The sequence below is a fragment of the Mycolicibacterium hodleri genome, from assembly GCF_025822245.1.
Lineage (GTDB): Bacteria > Actinomycetota > Actinomycetes > Mycobacteriales > Mycobacteriaceae > Mycobacterium > Mycobacterium hodleri.
Genome location: NZ_JACKTL010000026.1, coordinates 285,330 through 305,042, shown reverse-complemented (window position 1 = coordinate 305,042; position 19,713 = coordinate 285,330). Strand labels below are relative to the sequence as shown.

Genomic DNA, 19,713 nt, shown 5'->3' with positions numbered 1-19,713 from the left:
TCGTCGACGGTGCCGTCGGCATCGGTGTCGTTGCCGGTGAGCACGATCGTCGTGGTCCCGCCCTCGGCCACGGTGGCGACGTCGCCGTTGGCCACCGGGGCACCGTTGACCGGTGTGACGGTGACGGTCACCGTGGCGGCGTCGCCCAGCACGCCGTCGCTGGCGAGGTAGTTGAAATGGTCGACGCCGTAGTACCCCGCCGACGGGGTGTAGGTGATAGTGCCGTCGGCACCCAGGGCGGTGAGTCCATGCCCGGCACCCCAGACCGCGGTGACCGTCAGCGGATCGCCGTCTGGATCGGAGTCATTGTGCAGCAAGGTGTTTGGATTCATCAGTAGCACTGCGTTCGCCGCAGTGCCCACCACGTCGTCACCCGCGACGGGCGGAGCGTCGACGACGGTCAGCAGCACCGTGTCGTTGCCGCCGGCGGCGGCTTGGGCGTAGCTCACCCCGGCCGGCAGTGCCGGAATGGTCGTCTGCCCTTGATCATTCGAGCCGCGCACGGCCACGGTACCGTCGGACCGCAGCCACACCGTGTGGTAGGAACCACTGGAAACCTGGGTGTATGTCACACCGGGGGGCAACGTTGGGACGTCGACCTCGCCCTGTGCACTGCTTCCGCTGGCAATGGCGGTGCCATCGGAGCGCACGTATTGCGTCAGCTCGGTCGCGGTGCTGACCCGGGTGTAGGTCACCCCAGCCGGCAACACCGGAACACTGCTCTCGCCGCTTCGGTTCGTCCCGACGCCCACCGCGGTGCCATCGGACCGCAACAACACCGTGTAGTAAGACCCGGAGCTGACCTTGGTGTATGTCATCCCGGGCGGCAACGCCGGGATCACGTTCTGGCCGAAGGAGTTGTTCCCGACGGCCACCGCGGTGCCATCGGACCGCAACAGCACCGTGTTTACCGACCCGGCGCTGACCTGCGTGTACGTCACCCCCGCAGGTAGCGTAGGGATGTTGAGCTGACCGAACGAATTGCTTCCGACGGCCACGGCCGTGCCATCGGACCGCAACAGCACCGTGTGCGTCGACCCAGCACTGATCTGCGTGTACGTCACCCCCGCAGGTAGCGTAGGGATGTTGAGCTGACCGCTGAAATTGCTTCCGACGGCCACGGCCGTGCCATCGGACCGCAACAACACTGTGAACGACTCCGCGGCGTCAACCTGCGTATATGTCACCCCGGCCGGTAATGCCGGGATGTTGAGCTGGCCGGCCGCGTTGTTTCCGACGGCGGTGGTGTTGTTGACGGTGCCGATCGCCAGGGTCTTGGTCACCGGCTCGCTGGCGCCGTCGGTGGCCGTGACGAGCACGCTGATCTGCGCGCCCGGGTTCGACTTCGCCCACGCCGGGTCGGTGACGGTGACGGTGTACCGGCCTCCTGTCCCGGGCGTGACGGTGACGTGGGCTGCGTCGACGCTCCCCACCGTCACGGTCACCGTGTCCCCGTCGGGATCGCTGACCGTCGGCGTCACCTCCCAGGTATTGCCGATGCCCGGGGTTGACGTCACCGTGCCGATCACCGGGGCGTCGTTCACCGCGGCGACGGTGACCGTCACTGTCGCGGTGGCGTTCAGGGCGCCGTCGCTGACGGTATAGCTGAATGCATCGTTGCCGTGGTAGTTCGCGGCGGGGGTGTAGGTGATCGTGCCGTCGCCGCCGAGGGCAGTCGTGCCGTGTGTGGGGGTGCCGGCCGCGGTGATCACCAGGGCGTCGCCGTCGAGGTCGGAGTCGTTGCCCAGCAGCGTCGTGGGCACGATCGTGAGCGGGGTGTCCTCGTTGGTACGCACCACGTCGTCAGTGGCCACCGGGGCGACGTTTGGCGGGGCGGTCACGCTCAGCGCCACCGTCGCGGTGGTGGTGTGCCCGGCACCGAGTGGCGTGACGAGACCATGAAGGTGCAGACCGGCGTCGTCGGCGGTGATCGTGAACGTGTCCGGACCGGTGTAGCCGGCGTCGGTCGAGGTGTAGGTGAACGACCCGTCCGGGTTGACCGCCACGCTTCCGTGTGCGCCGTTGGTTGCCGTGTACGACAACGGATCTCCGTCTTCGTCGGCGAACGACACCGTGCCGGTGACGACGACGTGGGCGTCGGAGTCGACGCCGGTGTCGCTGACCGACGCCGCACCCACGGTCGGGCGTTGGTTGTCGAGAGTGGACTCCACTCGCCGGTACAGACCCCAGATCGCCGCGAGGAAGGGATTGGGAGTCGGTGTCCCAGGGGTGTAGCCGAACAACGCCAACGCTTGCAGGACGAGGGTGCGGACGCCTTCCAACAGGTGCGGCTGTGGTGGCGCCAGATCAGTGGCCACTACCGTCGCGGTCGGTGTCCGAGTGTCCAGGGTGCCCTGGGGTACCGCGGCGAGCGCCGTCAAGCTCAACGCGCCCAGTGGGGCAACACGCTCGGGGTCCACTTGGGCAGAGCGTGCGATGGCCGTGGAATGACTGTCCGCGGTGACGGCGGTCGTATTCGTCGACACGACAGCCGGAGTCGAATTCACACGATCACCGTTGTTGGGCTTGCTCTTTGGAGCTTCCGACGGAGGGGCAGGGACCGCGACGGGTTGGACGGTGTCTGGCTGCGCGCCGACGGGCTCTGCAGCGGCTGGCTCCGCCACGACCGACGGTGCGTCCGACTGCGCCTGAGGCGCCGCGGGCGCGGCAGTGGTGACGGAGGTCGACCCACTCTCAGCCGAGGGTGCGCTCTCGTCCTTGATGCTCGCGCTCGGCTGGTCGTCACCGGACGAGGCTCCCTTGACGGTGACGGTGGTTGCCGACACCGTCACCGACGACTTGGCATCTGACGACGCGGTCGAATGTGAAGAAACGGAATCCGGTGACTGCCGTGACGGGTTCACGCCACCGGAGTCCGTCGACTCCCGTGACGGACCGGCGTCACTACTGTCGGTCGAGTGCGTCGACGCCGACTGGCTACCGCCGGTCGCGCCGTCGTCCGCGCACGCCATCGCCGGCCATCCGATCGCAGTTCCTATCCCCAATGCGACAGCCAACGCCCCCACACGCCCCACGTAACTGACACCACTCACCGAAGAGACCCCTTCACGGAACGCGGAGGGACGGTTCCCGACGCAACATCCACGAGCATGAGGCACTGCAGCGATGCCACCTGCAGTAGCCAACTACTGCATTTCTCGAGCCGTGCCACCACCGACTACTGCAACCGCCCTCGACGGGCCTTCCGTCAATGCGGGGCAGTGCGAGAGCATCGGTGCGAGACCGGCTCACCGGACGTCTGCGTGCGGCACGTTGGATCACCGTCGACGTCGATGCGTGCCGAATCGAGAACCCGTGTCGGATGACGCCCGTTGCGTCACGCCACCACTGCTCGGTGTCCCGTCGACTGAGTTGGCCGCGGTCGAGCTAAGGGCGCTGGCCGACCCCGAGCGGCGGGCGTCGTGGGTGTACGACGCGCTGGTTCCCGCGGCGTTGCAGGACATCTCGGCGGCAAGTCGCGTGGTCATGCCCGCCAAGCTGACGTTGCGGAACTGATGGGTGTGTCTCAGGCGCGGGTGTCCCAGTTGGAGAGTGGCGACCTCTCGCACACCGAGCTCGGGACACTGCAATCTTGTGTCGCAGCGCTGGGTGGCAGCCTGCGTGTAGGTTCTCGATCCCCGTGACATTCAGTCATCGTTTGAGCTGCAACGCTGCCGAGTTTCTCATGTGTTTGTCATCGATAATTTTCTCATTTTGGTGTCATTCCTTCATGAGTCCCTTTGCGAGCAAGTCACGCACGGCCAGATCGCCAGGACCGTCCAGCCCTCCGGTAACGCAAGTTTTTCAGGTGACGTGACCGAGGGAGCCTGTAATCGGTCGCACCCGCCACTCGAGCCCGGCGGTATCACGATCTGCAAGTCTCAGCCGTATTTCAAATTTTAAACACCGTATGGTGCACGGGCAGTGACTTCACCGTGGCCGCGATCTTATGCTCGTCGGCCGCAGATGCAGCGTTAGGCAACCCCGTGATGCAGAGCGGCGGCGCAATTCTCGGCGGAGGCTTCGACAGAGTGTGGGGAGACGCTCGTGGAGAACACCATTCGCGTCACCCGGTCCAGCGCATCCTGGACGTCGGGGGTTTGGTGAGGTCACCGACGAGGACGTCGGCACCCGGTCACGTAGTGCGTTGGCGCGGACGTTGTCGCGGCGCACGAAGGCCCGCACCGTGGCATCTTCGCCGCGCAGGGCGGCAATGACGCGGGGGCTGACGCTACCGGTGCCGGTGATGAGGTAGATCGGTGGACCGGTCACGGATTACCAGTTCGGATCGTGGTGGGGGTTTTCTAGGACGACGCCCAAGCCTTGGCCGGAGCCGATGCACACGCCGACTACGCCGTAGCGGGCGTTGCGTTCGCGTAGTTCGATGGCCAGTGTGAGCATGTAGCGGGTTCCGGTGGCGCCGAACGGGTGTCCGATGGCGACCGCACCGCCGTTGGGGGTGAGTTTTTCCTCGGGCACGCGGAAACCGTTGAGCTGGTTGGGTAGTTCGCGCAGCACGCCGAGCGCCTGGGCGCTGAATGCTTCGTGCACTTCCCAGACGTCGATCTGCTCGGGGGTGAGCCCGGCACGTTCGATCGCCAAGGGTAGGGCCCAGGCGGGGGCGATTCCCATCATGAGTGGGTCCAGGGCGTAGACGGCTGAGGACACGATCCGGGCTAGTGGTTCGACGCCGAGTTCGTCGGCCTTCTCCCCGGAGGCCAGGATGACTGCGCTGGCGCCGTCGGACAAGGGGGTGGAGTTGGCGGCGGTCATCTGGGTGGTGCCCGGCTGGGGTGAGAGGGCGGCCAGCGTCTCTGCGGTGGTGTCGTCGCGGATGAACTCGTCGTGCTCGATGACCCGGGCGGGGGTCTTCTTGGTGGCCGGGATCTGCACGGGCATGATTTCCTTGGCCAACCGGCCGCTGTCGCGGGCCCGGCGGGCGTGCCGTTGGGACCGCAAGGCGAAGGCGTCGATCTCCTCGCGCGATAGCCCGTAGCGGTCGGCGACGTTCTGCGCGGTCTCGATCATGCTGATGTAGGCGTTGCGGGACAACAACTTCGGGTTCGGGGGCCCGCCGGCGCCGGCCCACATGGTGTCCAGCAGTACCTGCGGCCCGCGGGGGGCGAAGGCGGCATCGCCCTTCATGTAGGCCCACCCCGAGCGTGACATCGACTCGGCCCCGCACGCGATGCCCACGCCGAGGTCGCCGGCCTTGATGGCGTGGGCGAGCATGACGGTGGCACTCAGGGAAGACGCGCAAAACCGGTTGAGGGTGATTCCCGCCGCACTGTCGGGGAACCCGGCGGCCAGCGCGGCCCAACGGGCGAGGTCCCCCAACCCTTCGTGGGCGGGGTTGACGCATCCGGCGGCGATGTCCTCGACCTGGCCGGGATCGACGTCGAGGCGCTCGCAGGCGCTGCTCATCACCATCCCGAGTAGATCATCCAGACGCAGGTGCGACAGTGACCCGCCGTAGCGGGTGAACGGGGTGCGCACCCCGCCGAGGATGAACGCCTCAGGCATGTTGGTCCTTTCGCCGTCTTTGGATTCGCGTGACGTCGTCACGTCGTCGACGAGGGGGTGCGAGGCTGGTGGGTGCGCAATACCGAGATCGCTCCCTTGGCCTCCAAGATGGCCAAGTGCACCCCTTCGGGGCGTTCCAGGCCGTGTTGGCGCAGGACGGCTTGCAGGTCGGCGTGGGTCAGCCCGCTGCGCCGCAGGTTGTGGTGGTGCACGACGCCGTCGCGGATGAGGACAGTGGTGGGCGGGTCGATGACACGTCGCAACCGGGGCGCGAATCGCAGTCGCGTCAGCACTGCGTGCGTGATCAGCAGGCATACCAGGGCGGTGGTCGCGGCCAGCCAACTGGTGTCACTGGCGGTGGCCGCCCGCCGGACGATCGAGCCGGCGGCGACCGCGGCGAGCCAGTCGAACGGCACGAACTCCGCCAGGGTGCGGCGTTGGGTGAACCGCAACAACAATGGCGCGGTGAGGAACAGCGCGGTGGTCTTGAGCGCAGTGTCGGGCAGCGCCGCCAGGTCACCGATCAGTGCGTGGGCGGGGTGAGCCACGATGCGTTCCACGCCATGCGTCGATGCCTGCCTCCGATGGTGAGCACGGAGCTCAGGACGCGAAGGCGACCAGGTGGTTGATGAGGTCTTTGTCCAGGATGCCCGGCACCTTGGAGTCCCTGAGCTCGGGGAATTGACTGAAGAACGCGGTGGGTTCGTCGACGTCGATGCGCACGTCTTCGCCGTCGGTCTGGGAGATGCACACCCGCACAGGGGCACCCAGGCCGGCCATGGCGCCGAATTCGAACAGACCGTTAACGATCACCGCATTGCCAAGAAGATAGAAACGGCAGTTGATCGGGTAGCCGGCGAGCCGCTGGGTGGATCCCTGGTCGAGGTGGAAGAAGATCGAGAACTCGTGGTCACCGGAGATGTCCTCGAAGTACTTCTGGATACCGGCCTGGTCGCCGGCGGTGGTCATGTCGGCCAGCTTCTTCAGGTCGACCTGCGCGAACAGGCTCTCCAGGGCGCCGGTGACGTCTTCGAAGCTCTTCTTGGTGCGGATGGTGATGAGCTTTCCAGTGAATTCGGTGTGGGTGACTTCCGGGGACTCGGACACGGCTGGCTCCTCGACGGGTCGGGTTGTCGCGCTGGCGGCAACGCGGGCTTGGTCTGCAACGGTGGATTCATGTCTAGTGCGTCGTAGCGTTGCGATGATGTGCACCAAGTGATCTGCGTTGTGTCAGGTGTGCACGGCACCCGCTGGGCGATTCCACCCCGACCGCGGCGCGGCCACTGTGTAGGGCACACGGCGAGCTCGCCGAACACGGCGCGCGCCACGACCAAGGGACTTCGAGCAATGACCGAATCGACCCAGCCCACGACCGCCGCGGCGTCACGGTTCATCGACACCCGTTTCGGTCGGCTGCATCTACGCGAAACCCTCGGCGACGGTGCCCCGATCCTCGCCCTGCACGGCTTTCCCGACGATTCACGCATCTATGACCGGCTGGCACCGCGCCTGTCACCGCGCCGGGTCCTGGCGTTGGACTTCGGCGGTTTCGGGCATTCGGACCGCGTCGATTACACCCATCTGCCCGATCAGCGCCGCGAAGAGGAGGTGGGCGCCGCCCTGGACGCGCTGGACCTGCCGACGGTGACGCTGATCGCCCATGACGCCTCCGGCGCGGTGGCCATCGCCTACACCTTGGCCCACCCGGAGCGGGTCGACCACCTGGTGCTCTTGAACTGCTACTACGGCAACGACCCAGTGCTGCGGCTGCCGGAGATGATCCGCCTGTTGGGCGATCCGAACTTCACCCCGCTGGCCGACGCCCTGGTCGGTGATCCGAAGATGCGCGGCTGGCTGCTCGCGCACACCCGGCGCCAATTCGGGTATCCGGTCGATGATCCCCACGGGGTGGCCGCCACGTCCATCGTCCCGCAGTTCTTCGGCGACGACGACTACCCCGACGCCTTGGTCGCCATCCGCGCCTGGCTAAAGACCCTCTACCCGGAGCTGCGTCGCCAGGACCGCCACATCGCCGACGGCGACCTGCGCGCCCTCGACGTGCCGGTCACCGTCGCCTTCGGCCGCAACGACGCCTACTTCAACGCCACAGTCGCCGCTCATCTGGCCGCCCAATTCCCCCACGCCACCTTGCATTTGATCGACGACGCCAGCCATTGGCCGCAGTGGGACCAACCCGCGGCCGTTGCCGCCATCGTCCTCGACGAACGCCCCTGACGCCGGCCCCAGCCGCTTCGAGGATCGGGCCGTCGGCGGGGTCATCCTCTGATCTCAGCGAAGCCCGGCCGTCGCCGCTGTGCACCACGTGCATAGAGGATGACGTGGGGTGAACCCCTGCCGACTACGGGTACCAACCCGCCGCCGCGGCAGGATGTTCGCGAATCCCCTCGCGCGACAGGTCATCACACCCCTACGAAACAGATCTGTTCCCAAGAGAGAGGCACCAAAGTGTCCGAAGACGTACTTGCCGCACGTAGCATCCCTGTCGGTGACATCACGCTGAACGTCATCGACACCGGTGATGGACCCCCCGTCTTGCTGTTGCACGGATTCCCGGACCGCGCTCTGCTGTGGCGCCACCAGATCGTGGCCCTGCGCGAGGCCGGTTACCGCGTCATCGCACCAGACCTGCGTGGCTTTGGTGACACCGACCGCCCGGCCCACGTCGCCGATTATGCGGTGTCCCACAGCGTCGCAGACGTTCTCGGGTTGCTCGACACCCTGGGAGTCGAGCAGTTCCGGCTGGCAGCCCACGACTGGGGCGCCACCGTGGGATGGGTGCTGGCTAGCACGCACCCAGACCGGGTACTGCAGTACGCAGCGCTCTCAGTGGGCCATCCCTCCGCCATTGGCGCCGCGGGCTTCGAGCAGAAACAGCGCACCTGGTACATGCTGTGGTTCAACTTCCCCGGCGTCGCCGAGACTCAGATGCCCGCCCAGGACTGGCAGTGGTACCGCGACTGGGCCTTCGATGGCGCGTCGCGCGACAGCGACCCCGACCTGAACCGCCAACTCAACGACCTGCAGCGTCCCGACGCGTTGACCAGCGCCATGAACTGGTACCGCGCCAACATGCCCCCCGAGCTCTACGCTCTCGCCTCCCGCGGCGCCGGACTACCCGCTGTGCAGTGCCCGGTGATGGGCATCTGGAGTGATCGCGACGTCACCATGACAGAACGACAGATGACCGACTCGGCCCGCTACGTCACCGGCCGATGGCGCTACGAGCGCATCCCCCGCGTCGGGCACTACATCCCCATTCACGCCCCGGCACGTACTAGCGAACTCCTGCTCGACTTCTTCGGCGTCCCAACCCAACACTGACGCGTCACGCGTACCCCGAGACGGGTCAAACCCGCTCAGCCCGAACACGATCCACCATGCACGGCATCGAAGACCTCGCCCATCACGACGCCGCCTCGGCGGTCAAGGACTTCCGCATCGAACTGACCACGGACGCCCGATCATCTCAATAGGTCGGCTGCGCGGACTCCCGTATCGACCCAGCCCGCGTGCTCGGCCTGGACAACGGTGAAGCCGCGGGTCATTCGCAACGTCGGCGGACGCGTCACACCCGCGGCCCGGCACACCGTGGCGAGGTTGGCCCAAGATTCGCCATGCCCACACCAGCCCCACCAGGGCGCCCGCCCCCGTGCCTTGGTGGTGCTGCGCCACACCGATTGCGGGCCGAACGACCGGCCGTCAATCCCGACCTCCTCGTCGCCTCCTTAGAGGTCCCCGGCGTCGCCTTGGACACCAAGTCGATCACCGATCCGCACGGTTCGGTGCGGGTGGACGTCGAAAGTCGCCGCCGCGCAGCGCTGCCCCTGCACCGCACTGCCAGACTGGTCTACGACGTTGACAGCGGCACCCGAAGGGTGACCGTGCCTCCGACCGCGCTGCGCCCGCACCGTGATCGGACGAACGCAAGGATGTGCACCAGCTGCACGGCGATGTGCACCGGCTGCACCGCCCCGGTTGGTCGGTCAGCGGGCACGCGGCGCCCACTGCGCAATGTCGGCGGCGATCGTCTCGGCCAGCATGATGGCCCGGGCCGGGATCGACCCGCGAGGTCACCATCAACCCCATCTTGGCCGCGGTGAGCACCTCCGCGGCGCTCACCGGGTCGCGAACGGTGTCGGCCATCGTGACCAGGACGCGGTGGATCGCGTCGCGAACCCGGTTGCGGTAGGCGGCCGACACCACCCGCGCCGCGTCGTCAAGGTCCTCCAGTTCCATGAACGTGTTGAGCATGAAACAGCCCCGGCGCGCCTTGTCATGCGGCGACGTTCGGATCATCTCTGCCAATCCGGTGAAATAGCCAACCAATTCAGCCCTGCCCGCACCGTCGGCCTCCATCGGCGTGATCAGCGGGCTCATCACCTCGGCTAGATAGCTCTCCACCGCCACCGCGAACAGCCCACGCTTGCTGCCGAAGGTTTGATACAGCGTCGACTTGCTCAAACCCGTCACGGCCAGCAGCTGCGACAACGACGTCGCTACGTAGCCACGCTCCCAGAACAAGTCACGCGCGGCGCGCACCACCTCGCCGTAGTCGAATCCACGCGGCTTGGCCACCTCAGTCAGCTTTCATCCAGCACCTGTGGGTCACCTGGGAGTACTCGCCCGACGCGGGCCGACTCCCCCACAATGGGACCGATCGGTCCTTGCACGAAGAACGCGCAGACGGACACCGGTAGGAGCGACGAGGAGCAGGGACATGTCGTTCATCTTGGACACGGACGTGGTCGACGAGGGTGACCGCGCTGAATTCGTGCACGAGGCACTGGGTATGACCATGGTGCCCATCGAACTACATTGGTCGGATCAGCTCCGCGGGGTCGCCGCGCACGGCATCATCACCGACCTTGGGGACCTCACGGTCTGCCGGGGACGTACCACCTCGCACCGCGTGGAACGCACCCCTGCGCTGGCCCGCGACGCTATGGAACCGTGCATCTTCGTCAACGTACAAGTGAGCGGTTCCTGCATGGTCGTCCAGGAGGGACGCCAGGCCGTGCAGCACCCCGGAGATCTGGTCATCTACGACTCCACTGCCCCCTACACCCTGCTCAACGAGGCCGGCATGACCGGGGAGTTCTTTCGCATACCGCATTCAGCCCTGGCCCTGCCGCACAACATGATTCGTCGAGCTTGCGCGGCCACGCTGAGTCCAGGTCACCCGGTGGCGTCGCTCACCTACGACTACCTGCGCCGCCTGGCCGACGATCCCGCCCTGGTCACCGCGCCAAACACTGACCTGATCGGGCACCCCAGCATCGAACTGGTTCGTGCCGTCATCGCCACCCACCTGCGCGCCGACGAGGTCGCCGCCGCCCCTCTGGCCGCAACCCTACAGATGCGCATTCTGGAATACGCCCGCGCCAATCTGCACGACCCGAACCTGTGCGGCGAACAAATCGCTGCCGCGCACTACATCTCGGTGCGCTACCTCTACAAGGTCCTCGCCGACAGCGGTATCAGCCTCGCCGACTGGATACGCGCATGCCGCCTGGAAGCCGTCCGCCAAGCCTTGACCCACGCCACCCCAACCACGACGATCGCTGCGGTGGCCCGCCAGTACGGCTTCTCCGACATGTCCAGCTTCAGCCGCACCTTCCGCGCCGAATTTGGCCTCACACCCGGCGAATGGCGGAACCGGAACACCCGCGACTCCACCCCCGAATGATTCCCGCGGTCGCCACCGGGCAGCACTACGGGATCTAGTTGTCCCGCGCCGCTTGTCTCAGGTTCTCGATGTCGGGCGCCCCGCTACAGGAGAACCTTCGCCATTCGCGGTGTCCAGGCCGTTAGGCTTGCTAAAGTTCCCAAACCTGTACCCAAACGGAATGAAAACGGCCCCCGGAGTGATCTCCGGGGGCCGTTCCTACTAGTAGCGGGGACAGGATTCGAACCTGCGACCTCTGGGTTATGAGACAGCCGGTGGACATTTCACGAGATGCGGGTGGTTGCATATGTGCAGTTCAAGCCGCACCGGACGTCACCGATGTCGCGGCCGGTGTCGATCCGTCCCGACTATTTTGCAGCGTTTCGTTCACAAATCCGTTCACACACCCGCCTGCAGCCGCGGCACGACTCGCAACCCGTGGGCCCGGCACCGGTACTACAGCACGCGCGGGTACTGCCGTCGGCTCGCCGGCCACACACGGCATATGGAGACCATTGAGATCGCCGGCTAAACGGTCACGCCCAACTCGGTTCCGGCGGCCTGGGATAGGTGTCCTTGCCCGGCAACCGCGGACCCCTCGAGTCGCGAGAACTTTCCCAGCGGGATACGCCGTAACGCTCACCCGAACCTTCGATTACCGGTCTGAATCCGGTCGCTCAACCCCCACGAGCGCACGTTCGAGGTCCGCAGCTGAGACGACCAACGGCGCGATCGCGATTTGGTTATGGACGACCAAGGGGACGCAGGTCTCCCTTCCTTCCTCAACAAACCTTCAGCGCCGCGGGTGTACCTGTGGGACATGCCGAATCACGGCGGGCGATTCCGCGCACCCGGGGAGGCGCGGCAAACAGGAAGGCAGGGGTGGAGATGACGACGAGAACGCGAACAGGCCTGAAGTCGCTTGCGGCCGTCATGGGAGGCGCCGCACTAGTCGTTCTCGGGCTGGCGGCGGTGGCGCAGGATGAGACAAGCCCAGCAGCGGTCACCGCATCGACGATGACGATGGGACAGACGACGACAGAAACGGCCCAACACGTGAGCCTGACCCCGTCGACGGTCGTCGTCGTTCCGGCTGCCGCTCCGGTCCTCAAGGCGCCGCGTCCCAAGGGGTTCTGAGGCCCATTCCGGCACAACAATGGTCTTCGTCTCTCCACGGATTCTCAGGAGCCGTCGGGCATCATCGGCGACGTGAGCGATGCGCCTGACGAGTCCACACCGATAGCGGCAAAATCAGTCAAACAGTTGCGGCGGCAGTGGCTCTTAGGGCGCGGCCGCACGTTTCGCGTTGCGGCTGTGGTCCTGGTCATCGTCGGCGTCGTGGCCATCGCCGCGGTGGCGTTCTGGACCGGCTTTGCCGGCGGCGCCAGGAGCGGGCATCACCATCACGCGGGCGGCACCCAGCACAGTCAGACGACGCACACGACAGCCTCAGCTAATAGCCGGACGGCGGAGGTGTCTCTCCAGCCGTCGGGAGGCGGTTTGCCGTCGTGCGGGCTCACTGAACGAGCTTTGTGGCGGCCTCACGGGCCAAACCACCTGGCGTGGTGCACGGTTCGGCTCGACGTGCGGTCCGCGTGCCGCTCGCCTCAGCGTCCTCTCAGGGTCTGAATGCCACGCTCCCAGTCATCGGGCGGCGCGGGTCACCATCGGTGAATGTGCCGAAGCATGACTGTTGATCAAATGGCACCGACCTGCCGGCTCGTCGACGCCAGTCTCGGCGCCGGGGCGAGTCTCGTTGGCGCGGCCCACTCGAGCGATGGAGGGCAACGCACGTGAAGGTGTTGATCGTGGAGGACGAGCCGCGTTTCGCCGCCATGCTGGGCATGGGCCTGCGTGCGGAAGGCTTCGTGGTGGTTCACGCGGCCAACGGCGTCGACGGCCTATGGGAGGCGACGGAGAACAGCTTCGACGTGATCGTGCTGGACATCATGCTGCCCGGCATCAACGGCTACGAGGTACTTCGCGAGATCCGAGCGCGAAAGGTGTGGACCCCGGTGCTGATGCTGACCGCCAAAGACGGCGACTACGACCAGGCCGACGCGTTCGACCTCGGCGCCGACGACTACCTCAGCAAGCCGGTGTCCTTCGTCGTCCTGGTGGCGCGCCTACGTGCGCTCGTTCGTCGCGGCGGACCCCAACGCCCTCCAGTGCTGTTGGCAGGCACGTTGTCACTCGACCCCGCCCGCCGCGTCGTGCGACGCGGTCAGACCACGATCGAGTTGACTCGACGGGAGTACGGAGTGCTCGAATACCTCATGCAGCGCAAGGACACCGCGGTCACGAAGGACGACATCTTGGAACATGTCTGGGACGCCCACTACGCCGGGCCCGACAACGTGGTCGAAGTGTACGTCGGCTACCTGCGCCGCAAGATCGACGCACCATTCGGCACCCACACGATCCACACGGTCCGCGGCGTCGGCTACCGGCTCGACTCGGACGAGTACGCCAACGGTAGATGAACCGTCACCACCGTTCCCCCTGCCGCGCGCTCTCCGATCGCGATGATTCCACCATGGGCGGCAACGACTTCCGACACGATCGCCAACCCGAGACCAGATCCCCCACCACTACGCGCACGATCTGAGTCCAGCCGCACGAACCGGCCGAACACACGGGCCCGGTCTGCCTCTGGAATGCCCGGTCCGTCATCACCGACCGTCAGCACCGCTTCGGACCCGTGCGAAGACAGGGAGACCTCGATCCTCGACGATGCGTGCCGGGCCGCGTTCTCCAAGAGATTGCGAAGGACCCGCGACAAGCTGCCGGCGTCGCCGACGACGCGCGTCGGAGCCAGGTCGGCGTCGATGAACACGCCCCGCTCCCGCAACACTCGGCCGATCTCGCTCGACGTGACGTCGTCGAGGTCGACGTCCTTGTGCTGCATGGCAAGGCCACGTTCGTCGGCGCGGGCCAGCAACAGTAAGTCCTCGACGAGGGACTCCATTCGACGCGCCTCGGGCCGCAGGGTCGATGACGCGAGCTCTTCGTCGAACAACTCCGGATGCGCCGCGGCGACGTCGAGAGCAGAGATGATCGCCGCCAACGGGCTGCGAAGCTCGTGCGACGCGTCCCCGACGAATCGCCGCTGAGCCTCGTGGCCGGCCTCGATGCGCGCCAGCATCTCGTTCATGGTGATCGCGAGCGCCGAGATCTCGTCGAAGGCGATCGGCACGGGAACGCGTTCACCCAAGTCCGAGCTACTGATGTCGGCCACCCGCGCTCGGATCGCGTCGACTGATCGAAGTGATCGCGCCACCAATCGATAGCTGGCTGCGGCCGAGACCGCAATCACGATGGGTGCGGCCCCGGCTAGGAGAACTAGGACTGTCTTGACGGTCGTCTCGACTGATTCGCTTCCTGCCCCGACGAGAACGGTATATGGGCCGCCGGGGCTGTCCACGACTTGGCCGCTGATCCTCGTGTCGCCGTCCGGGGACGAGTGATCGGGCAAGCCGACGGTCAATTTCCTTGCAATCGAGTCCTTCTCGATCAGTGGTGCGTTAGGCGGGTCGGTTGCGGTCTGTGAATTCTGAACCACCGTTCCGTTGCGGTCGATGACTTGAACCGCGACGATGCGCTGATCGGTGGCCAACAGAGCCGGGTCCAGTTCCCCGGCAGTGTCATACTTCAAGGCCGCAACCACATCACGAACGCGAGCCGCAGCCGCGTCGTCCACGCCGGACAGCAGCGAGCGGTAGAGGATGGCTGCGAGAAACCCTCCGACCACCATCACTGCAACCAGCACCACCGTCGCGGACACGAACGCCGAACGCGCCGCGATTCCCCAGTACCGCGGCGGCCACCACTTCTGACGCCGCACACGTCGCGGCTCGACCGTCGGAGTCATGAGGGGGGTGCCGCGATGGGGCGGCGTGCGTACGCTTCGCAGCGATTGGTGAAATCGTGAGTCACGCGTGTGATGGTGAGGCAGTCCAGCTGTGACCATGCTGAGACGATCCAGCGTTTCACCTGTGGAGGTCACGGACCTACGTTGCGTTCGCAGTGAAGCCCCGGAGGGTGGAGGGTGGTGAGGACGTAGCGGTCCGCGGCCGACTGCCACCGCCGAGTGCCTTCTCAGCGTGCTTTCAGTTAGAGGTGTCTACCGTCAGTCGCCGTGAGCCAGACTACGAATCCTCCCGGTGCTGCAACCCCCAGGCAGATGCTGAGCAAGGTCCCCGAGATCACGGTGTGGTTCTGGGTCATCAAGATCCTCTGCACCACCGTCGGTGAGAGCTTCGCCGACTGGATCAACATGACGTTGAATGTCGGATTGAATGCCACGGCGCTGATCTTCACCGTGGTCCTCGTCGCGGTATTGGCGTGGCAGCTGCGGCTGAACCGCTACGTACCATTCGTCTACTGGCTGGCGGTCGTCGTCGTCAGCGTGACCGGCACGCTCTACACCGACATCCTCACCGACACGCAGGGCGTTCCGCTCGCGGCGAGCACCAGCGTCTTCACGGTCATATTGATCGTCGTTTTCGGAATCTGGTGGGCGCGCGAGCGGACGCTGTCGATTCATAGCATCGTGACGTTGCCGCGAGAGGCGTTCTACTGGCTCGCCGTGCTCGTGACGTTTGCTCTGGGCACCGCGGCCGGTGACTGGACCCTCGAATTGACCGGATGGGCACCCGGAGTTTCGGTGTTGCTGCCCGCCGGGTTGATCGTCGCGGTCGTGATCGGCTGGCGACTGGGCGCGAACGCAGTCCTCTCGTTCTGGCTGGCGTACATTCTCACCCGGCCGCTGGGCGCAAATCTCGGCGACTGGTTCGCTACCCCGACCAGCGAGCACGGTCTCGGCTTGGGTACCGCCCTCACCAGCGTCATCTTTCTCGCCGCGATCCTCGCAACGGTGGTGTACCTCAGCGTCACCCACGTCGACGTCATCGACGTGCAGGGCCCCGCCGACGCGCCGAGTGATCCGCCGACCGCAACTTCCGGCCCGGTGAGGGAGCCGATCATGCTGGGGTACTTCGTCGTCGTCGCCGTGGCCACTGGCGCCCTGCTCGTGTGGGCCGCCGGGCAGCCACATGCGACCGCGGCCAACGAGGAGGAGACCGGTGCGCCCCCGGCGAGTACCGCCGCCATCGCCCCTGGTCAGGTAACGGCGCATTTTCCGGCAGCCGACGTCACCAACTTCCGTACCATCACCGCCGACACGCTCGCGAAGCTCGAAGCGGGCGATCAAGCAGGAGCGACCGACCGGATCAAAGACCTCGAAACGGCCTGGGACGACGATCAGCCCACCCTTCAAGCAATGGACGGCACCACCTGGACCGCGATCGACGGTCGCATCGACACCGTCCTAAAGTCCATGCGTGCCAGCAATCCCGACCTCGGCACCGAGAAGAAGGCCCTGGTGGACCTGCAGACGGCGCTCGGCTGAGGCGCCGACGCCTACCTCGCATGGGTCTCGTCGCTTGGAGCGCACGAGCAACATCGGCCGCCCGAGGAAGTCCGCGCACGGAAGGCATCCCATGGCATCCGGGGCTGCGGCTCTCCGCATTCGTCAGGTCGGGCCGATGAGTCGGCGATGCGGAAGGTGATCGGCGTGACGAAGGCCAACTCGTCGATGGCAACACTGGCTGTCCTCGCCGTCGTGTCGTACGCCCTGCTCTGGATTGCGTGGGTGCAACAGTGGGCCTGGCTGGATCGGTTGGACTCGCCGATGTTGAACGCCTTGCACGATTACGGTGTGCAGCACCCATCTTGGGTGACGAGCTGGAACGTCTTCTGTACCGTCCTCGGGCCGAGCGCCTTCCGGCTCGTCGGGTTGGTGGTGGCGGTCATGGCGCTGGTGCGGCGCCGATGGCGGGTGGCGATCTTCGTTGCGGTCACCATCGGTCTCAGCGGTCCGCTGTCCGTACTCGCCAAGAGCCTCGCCGATCGTCCGCGACCCTCCACCTACTTGGTGGCTGCACCGTCGAGTTCGTTTCCGTCTGGACACGCCGTCGGCGTGATGGTCGGCGTGCTCGCCTTGCTGGCGCTGCTCCCGCCATCCGTCGATGGATGGAGACGGGTGGTCTCGTTCGCCCTCGGAGCGGTCGTGGTGACCGCCATCGGCGTGGGACGGGTGGTACTGAACGTGCATCACCCGTCCGACGTGCTGGCCGGCTGGGCGTTGGGATACCTGTACTTCTATCCGTGCCTGCGGCTGCTCACGCCGACCCCCGGTGACGATTCGAGTCCGGCACACCCGGACTCCGCTTGATGCGGTGTCCCTCCCGTGTCAGGCAGTGCCGGCGAAGGGCGCGCGCAGGGCCGTGCCGTTCTGCCGATCTGACCACTACCCTCAGCAACCTCTCAGCGACGCCCTGCGAGCATTTCTCAGATCGGACGCAACAGTGCGGTTGCCTGAACCTGTTCGCGGCGCGGTCGCGCGACCGCGTGCCTTCATTCGACGAACGCAGAGGAACCCCAGTTGAGCAGCTTGAGCTATCTCGAGGCGACAGTCGTGGGACTGTTTCAGGGTGTGACGGAACTCTTTCCCGTCTCCAGCCTCGGACATTCGGTGCTGATTCCCGCCTTGATCGGCGGCCGGTGGGCGCGAGATCTGAACGTTTCGTCGCCAGAGTCGCCGTATCTGGCATTCATCGTCGGCCTGCACGTGGCGACCGCTGCGGCGCTGCTGCTGTTCTTCTGGCGCGACTGGGTACAGATCATCATCGGGTTCTACACGTCGATTCGTCACCGCAGGATTCAGACCACCGGCGAACGTCTGGCCTGGCTCATCGTCCTCGGCACGATTCCGGTGGCGGTATGCGGCCTGGCGCTCGAACACACCTTCCGCACCACCTTGGGCCGGCCGATCCCCGCGGCGGTCTTCCTGACCGTCAACGGCGTCTTGCTGTACGCCGGTGAACGTCTACGCCGACGCCACGGCGCAACGTTGGCCACGACTGCCAACCCGATGTTGGCCTCTCCCGCCGGCGGGTCCGCCGAGCAGCGGCATGCCGCGACCGCCGTTGCGGACGAGGTCGACGACCGGCTCGCCGCCACTTCTCTCCCGCAGGGGATCCTGATCGGGGCGGCGCAGACCTTGGCGCTACTGCCGGGAATCAGCCGGTCAGGTGTCACAATGACAGCCGGTCTGCTGCGAGGCCTATCCCACGACGAGGCTGCCAGGTTTTCGTTCCTGCTGGCGACTCCGGTGATCCTCGCGGCGGGAATCTTGAAGATTCCAGACCTCTTTGGCCCCTTGGGCGCGGGCATTGGTGGACAGGTACTGGCGGGCAGCGTCGCGTCGTTCATCAGCGCCTACCTCGCCGTGCGATTCCTGACCAAGTACTTCCATACCAAGACGCTGACGCCGTTCGCGGTGTACTGCGTACTGGCCGGGGTGGGAAGCCTGCTGTGGCTCACCGTGCGGTGACGTCCGTCGGCGTCTGCGCCCGGACCCTTCACCGAGGACGTTGGTGAGCGGCTCAGCGGCACTGTTCATCACGGTCTTCCTCGCCTGCCTGGTGGAGGCCGTCGAGGCGCTCACCATCATCTTGGCAGCGGGCACCGCGAGGGACTGGCGCTCGGCCGTCACCGGGGCCGTCGCCGGACTGCTTGTGCTCGGCGCCGTGATAGCCGTACTCGGGCCCGCGATATCGGTGATCCCGCTAAACGGTCTACGGCTGTTCGTTGGTGGGCTTCTGCTGATCTTTGGGCTGCAATGGTTGCGCAAGGCGATCCTTCGAGCCAGCGGCCTTAAGGCGCTTCACGACGAGACCCTCGCGTACCAGGCCACCCTTGCCGAGGTGCAGAACGCGCCAGCCACCGGCCGGGCCGCAGTGCCTGACTGGTACGCCTTCACACTGTCGTTCAAGGGCGTCTTCTTGGAAGGCCTCGAGGTAGCGTTCATCGCCCTGACGTTCGGCGCCAACCAAGGCGACATCACCCTCGCCGCCGTCGCCGCGCTGGCCGCCGTTCTGCTGGTGACGGTCGCGGGTTTCGCAATCCGAGCACCGTTGGCGCGAGTACCCGAGAACGCCATGAAATTCGCGGTTGGGGTGATGCTCACCGCCTTCGGCATCTTCTGGGGCGTCGAGGGGGCCGGGGCGCGGTGGCCCGGCGAGGACATCGCGCTCCTCGTGCTGATCCCAGCCGTGGCGTTGTACGCGCTCGTGCTGGTCGGGCTGTTCAAGCGACGATCAGCTATTGCCGGCAGTGTCATTGCGGTGGAGGGAGATTGAGCGTGGCGAAGCTACGGGCGTTCTTGGCGTTCTGGTACGACTTCATCGTTGGTGATGACTGGCGGGTGGCCGTGACCGTCGCGGCGACTCTGGCCGTCACCGTCGTGGTGGACCGGCTCACCGGAACCGCGCCATGGTGGATAATGGTCGCGGCGGTAGTCCTCGCGCTGCCGGCGAGCGTCGACCGGGCCATCCGCAAGGCCTAGCGTCCCGGGTCTTCTCGGAGGCATGCGTGTCGGGCGAAATGCCACGCACCACTTCCACAGGGTCCCAACGCAAGCAACCCCGCGGTACCGCCCG

17 protein-coding genes and 1 pseudogene are annotated in these 19,713 nt (G+C 66.2%); 12 read left to right on the top strand and 6 right to left on the bottom strand.

Going from position 1 to position 19,713, the window contains the following annotated elements:
• Positions 1 to 2,420, bottom strand: a 2,420-nt coding sequence (locus tag H7J06_RS09655) for an Ig-like domain-containing protein (RefSeq protein WP_264038528.1), incomplete at its 3' end; no start/stop codon positions are given.
• 253 nt (positions 2,421 to 2,673) lie between these two features.
• Between H7J06_RS09655 and H7J06_RS32345 the strand changes: the two genes are divergently transcribed.
• From H7J06_RS32345 to H7J06_RS09640, 3 genes and pseudogenes are all read left to right on the top strand, one after another.
• Positions 2,674 to 3,039: a hypothetical protein gene (locus H7J06_RS32345; protein WP_264038527.1), complete on the top strand. Its 366-nt coding sequence runs from the start codon at positions 2,674 to 2,676 to the stop codon at positions 3,037 to 3,039.
• Positions 3,040 to 3,315: 276 nt separating this feature from the next.
• Positions 3,316 to 3,516 (top strand): hypothetical protein, encoded by a 201-nt coding sequence (locus tag H7J06_RS09645; RefSeq protein WP_264038526.1) that lies wholly within the window; start codon positions 3,316 to 3,318, stop codon positions 3,514 to 3,516.
• Positions 3,474 to 3,644: pseudogene (locus H7J06_RS09640) on the top strand (helix-turn-helix domain-containing protein); the annotation flags it as partial. The gene H7J06_RS09645 and the pseudogene H7J06_RS09640, both read left to right, overlap by 43 nt.
• A gap of 631 nt (positions 3,645 to 4,275) precedes the next feature.
• On the opposite strand, the gene H7J06_RS09635 reads toward H7J06_RS09640, so the two are convergent.
• From H7J06_RS09635 to H7J06_RS09625, 3 genes are read right to left on the bottom strand one after another with little or no spacing between them, the layout of a single operon-like run.
• Entirely contained in the window at positions 4,276 to 5,523 is a 1,248-nt protein-coding gene (locus H7J06_RS09635; RefSeq protein ID WP_264038524.1) for a thiolase family protein, read from the bottom strand.
• 38 nt (positions 5,524 to 5,561) lie between these two features.
• On the bottom strand, positions 5,562 to 6,083 hold the full coding sequence (locus tag H7J06_RS09630; protein ID WP_372515275.1) for a DUF421 domain-containing protein: 522 nt from the start codon (positions 6,081 to 6,083) through the stop codon (positions 5,562 to 5,564).
• 40 nt (positions 6,084 to 6,123) lie between these two features.
• A complete protein-coding gene (locus H7J06_RS09625) occupies positions 6,124 to 6,630 on the bottom strand; it encodes a DUF302 domain-containing protein (RefSeq protein WP_264038523.1) in 507 nt (168 codons plus the stop codon).
• 240 nt (positions 6,631 to 6,870) lie between these two features.
• On the opposite strand from H7J06_RS09625, the gene H7J06_RS09620 reads away from it, so the two are divergent.
• Both H7J06_RS09620 and H7J06_RS09615 read left to right on the top strand, forming a co-directional pair.
• The gene (locus H7J06_RS09620) at positions 6,871 to 7,758 is read left to right on the top strand and encodes an alpha/beta fold hydrolase (RefSeq protein WP_264038522.1); all 888 of its coding nucleotides are present in this window, start codon (positions 6,871 to 6,873) and stop codon (positions 7,756 to 7,758) included.
• A 231-nt stretch (positions 7,759 to 7,989) separates the two neighbouring features.
• Positions 7,990 to 8,865: an alpha/beta fold hydrolase gene (locus H7J06_RS09615; protein WP_264038521.1), complete on the top strand. Its 876-nt coding sequence runs from the start codon at positions 7,990 to 7,992 to the stop codon at positions 8,863 to 8,865.
• A gap of 441 nt (positions 8,866 to 9,306) precedes the next feature.
• On the opposite strand, the gene H7J06_RS09610 is transcribed toward H7J06_RS09615, so the two are convergent.
• Entirely contained in the window at positions 9,307 to 10,119 is an 813-nt protein-coding gene (locus tag H7J06_RS09610) for a TetR/AcrR family transcriptional regulator (protein ID WP_264038520.1), read from the bottom strand.
• Positions 10,120 to 10,261: 142 nt separating this feature from the next.
• Between H7J06_RS09610 and H7J06_RS09605 the strand changes: the two genes are divergently transcribed.
• On the top strand, positions 10,262 to 11,230 hold the full coding sequence (locus H7J06_RS09605; RefSeq protein WP_264038519.1) for a helix-turn-helix domain-containing protein: 969 nt from the start codon (positions 10,262 to 10,264) through the stop codon (positions 11,228 to 11,230).
• A gap of 1,772 nt (positions 11,231 to 13,002) precedes the next feature.
• Positions 13,003 to 13,692: a response regulator transcription factor gene (locus H7J06_RS09600; protein ID WP_264038517.1), complete on the top strand. Its 690-nt coding sequence runs from the start codon at positions 13,003 to 13,005 to the stop codon at positions 13,690 to 13,692.
• Here H7J06_RS09600 and H7J06_RS09595 read toward each other — a convergent pair.
• Complete coding sequence (locus tag H7J06_RS09595) at positions 13,653 to 15,080, bottom strand: sensor histidine kinase (protein ID WP_264038516.1); 1,428 nt, start codon at positions 15,078 to 15,080, stop codon at positions 13,653 to 13,655. The two genes, H7J06_RS09600 and H7J06_RS09595, sit on opposite strands and share 40 nt — an antisense overlap.
• 267 nt (positions 15,081 to 15,347) lie before the next feature.
• Here H7J06_RS09595 and H7J06_RS09590 point away from each other — a divergent pair, with 267 nt between their 5' ends.
• From H7J06_RS09590 to H7J06_RS09570, 5 genes are all read left to right on the top strand, one after another.
• Complete coding sequence (locus H7J06_RS09590; RefSeq protein ID WP_372515274.1) at positions 15,348 to 16,619, top strand: COG4705 family protein; 1,272 nt, start codon at positions 15,348 to 15,350, stop codon at positions 16,617 to 16,619.
• A gap of 165 nt (positions 16,620 to 16,784) precedes the next feature.
• Positions 16,785 to 17,444, top strand: a complete 660-nt coding sequence (locus tag H7J06_RS09585; RefSeq protein WP_264038515.1) for a phosphatase PAP2 family protein — start codon at positions 16,785 to 16,787, stop codon at positions 17,442 to 17,444.
• Between the two features lie 210 nt (positions 17,445 to 17,654).
• Positions 17,655 to 18,605, top strand: coding sequence for an undecaprenyl-diphosphate phosphatase (locus H7J06_RS09580; protein ID WP_264038514.1), 951 nt, complete (start codon positions 17,655 to 17,657; stop codon positions 18,603 to 18,605).
• A gap of 43 nt (positions 18,606 to 18,648) precedes the next feature.
• The gene (locus H7J06_RS09575) at positions 18,649 to 19,413 is read left to right on the top strand and encodes a COG4280 domain-containing protein (RefSeq protein WP_264038513.1); all 765 of its coding nucleotides are present in this window, start codon (positions 18,649 to 18,651) and stop codon (positions 19,411 to 19,413) included.
• Between the two features lie 2 nt (positions 19,414 to 19,415).
• Positions 19,416 to 19,619, top strand: coding sequence for a hypothetical protein (locus H7J06_RS09570; protein ID WP_264038512.1), 204 nt, complete (start codon positions 19,416 to 19,418; stop codon positions 19,617 to 19,619).
• Positions 19,620 to 19,713 lie beyond the last annotated feature (94 nt).

Coding starts and splice junctions, on each gene's coding strand:
- H7J06_RS09595 (WP_264038516.1), bottom strand. CDS start 15,080: ATGACTCCGACGGTCGAGCCGCGACGTGTGCGGCGTCAGAAGTGGTGG.
- H7J06_RS09620 (WP_264038522.1), top strand. CDS start 6,871: ATGACCGAATCGACCCAGCCCACGACCGCCGCGGCGTCACGGTTCATC.
- H7J06_RS09635 (WP_264038524.1), bottom strand. CDS start 5,523: ATGCCTGAGGCGTTCATCCTCGGCGGGGTGCGCACCCCGTTCACCCGC.
- H7J06_RS09605 (WP_264038519.1), top strand. CDS start 10,262: ATGTCGTTCATCTTGGACACGGACGTGGTCGACGAGGGTGACCGCGCT.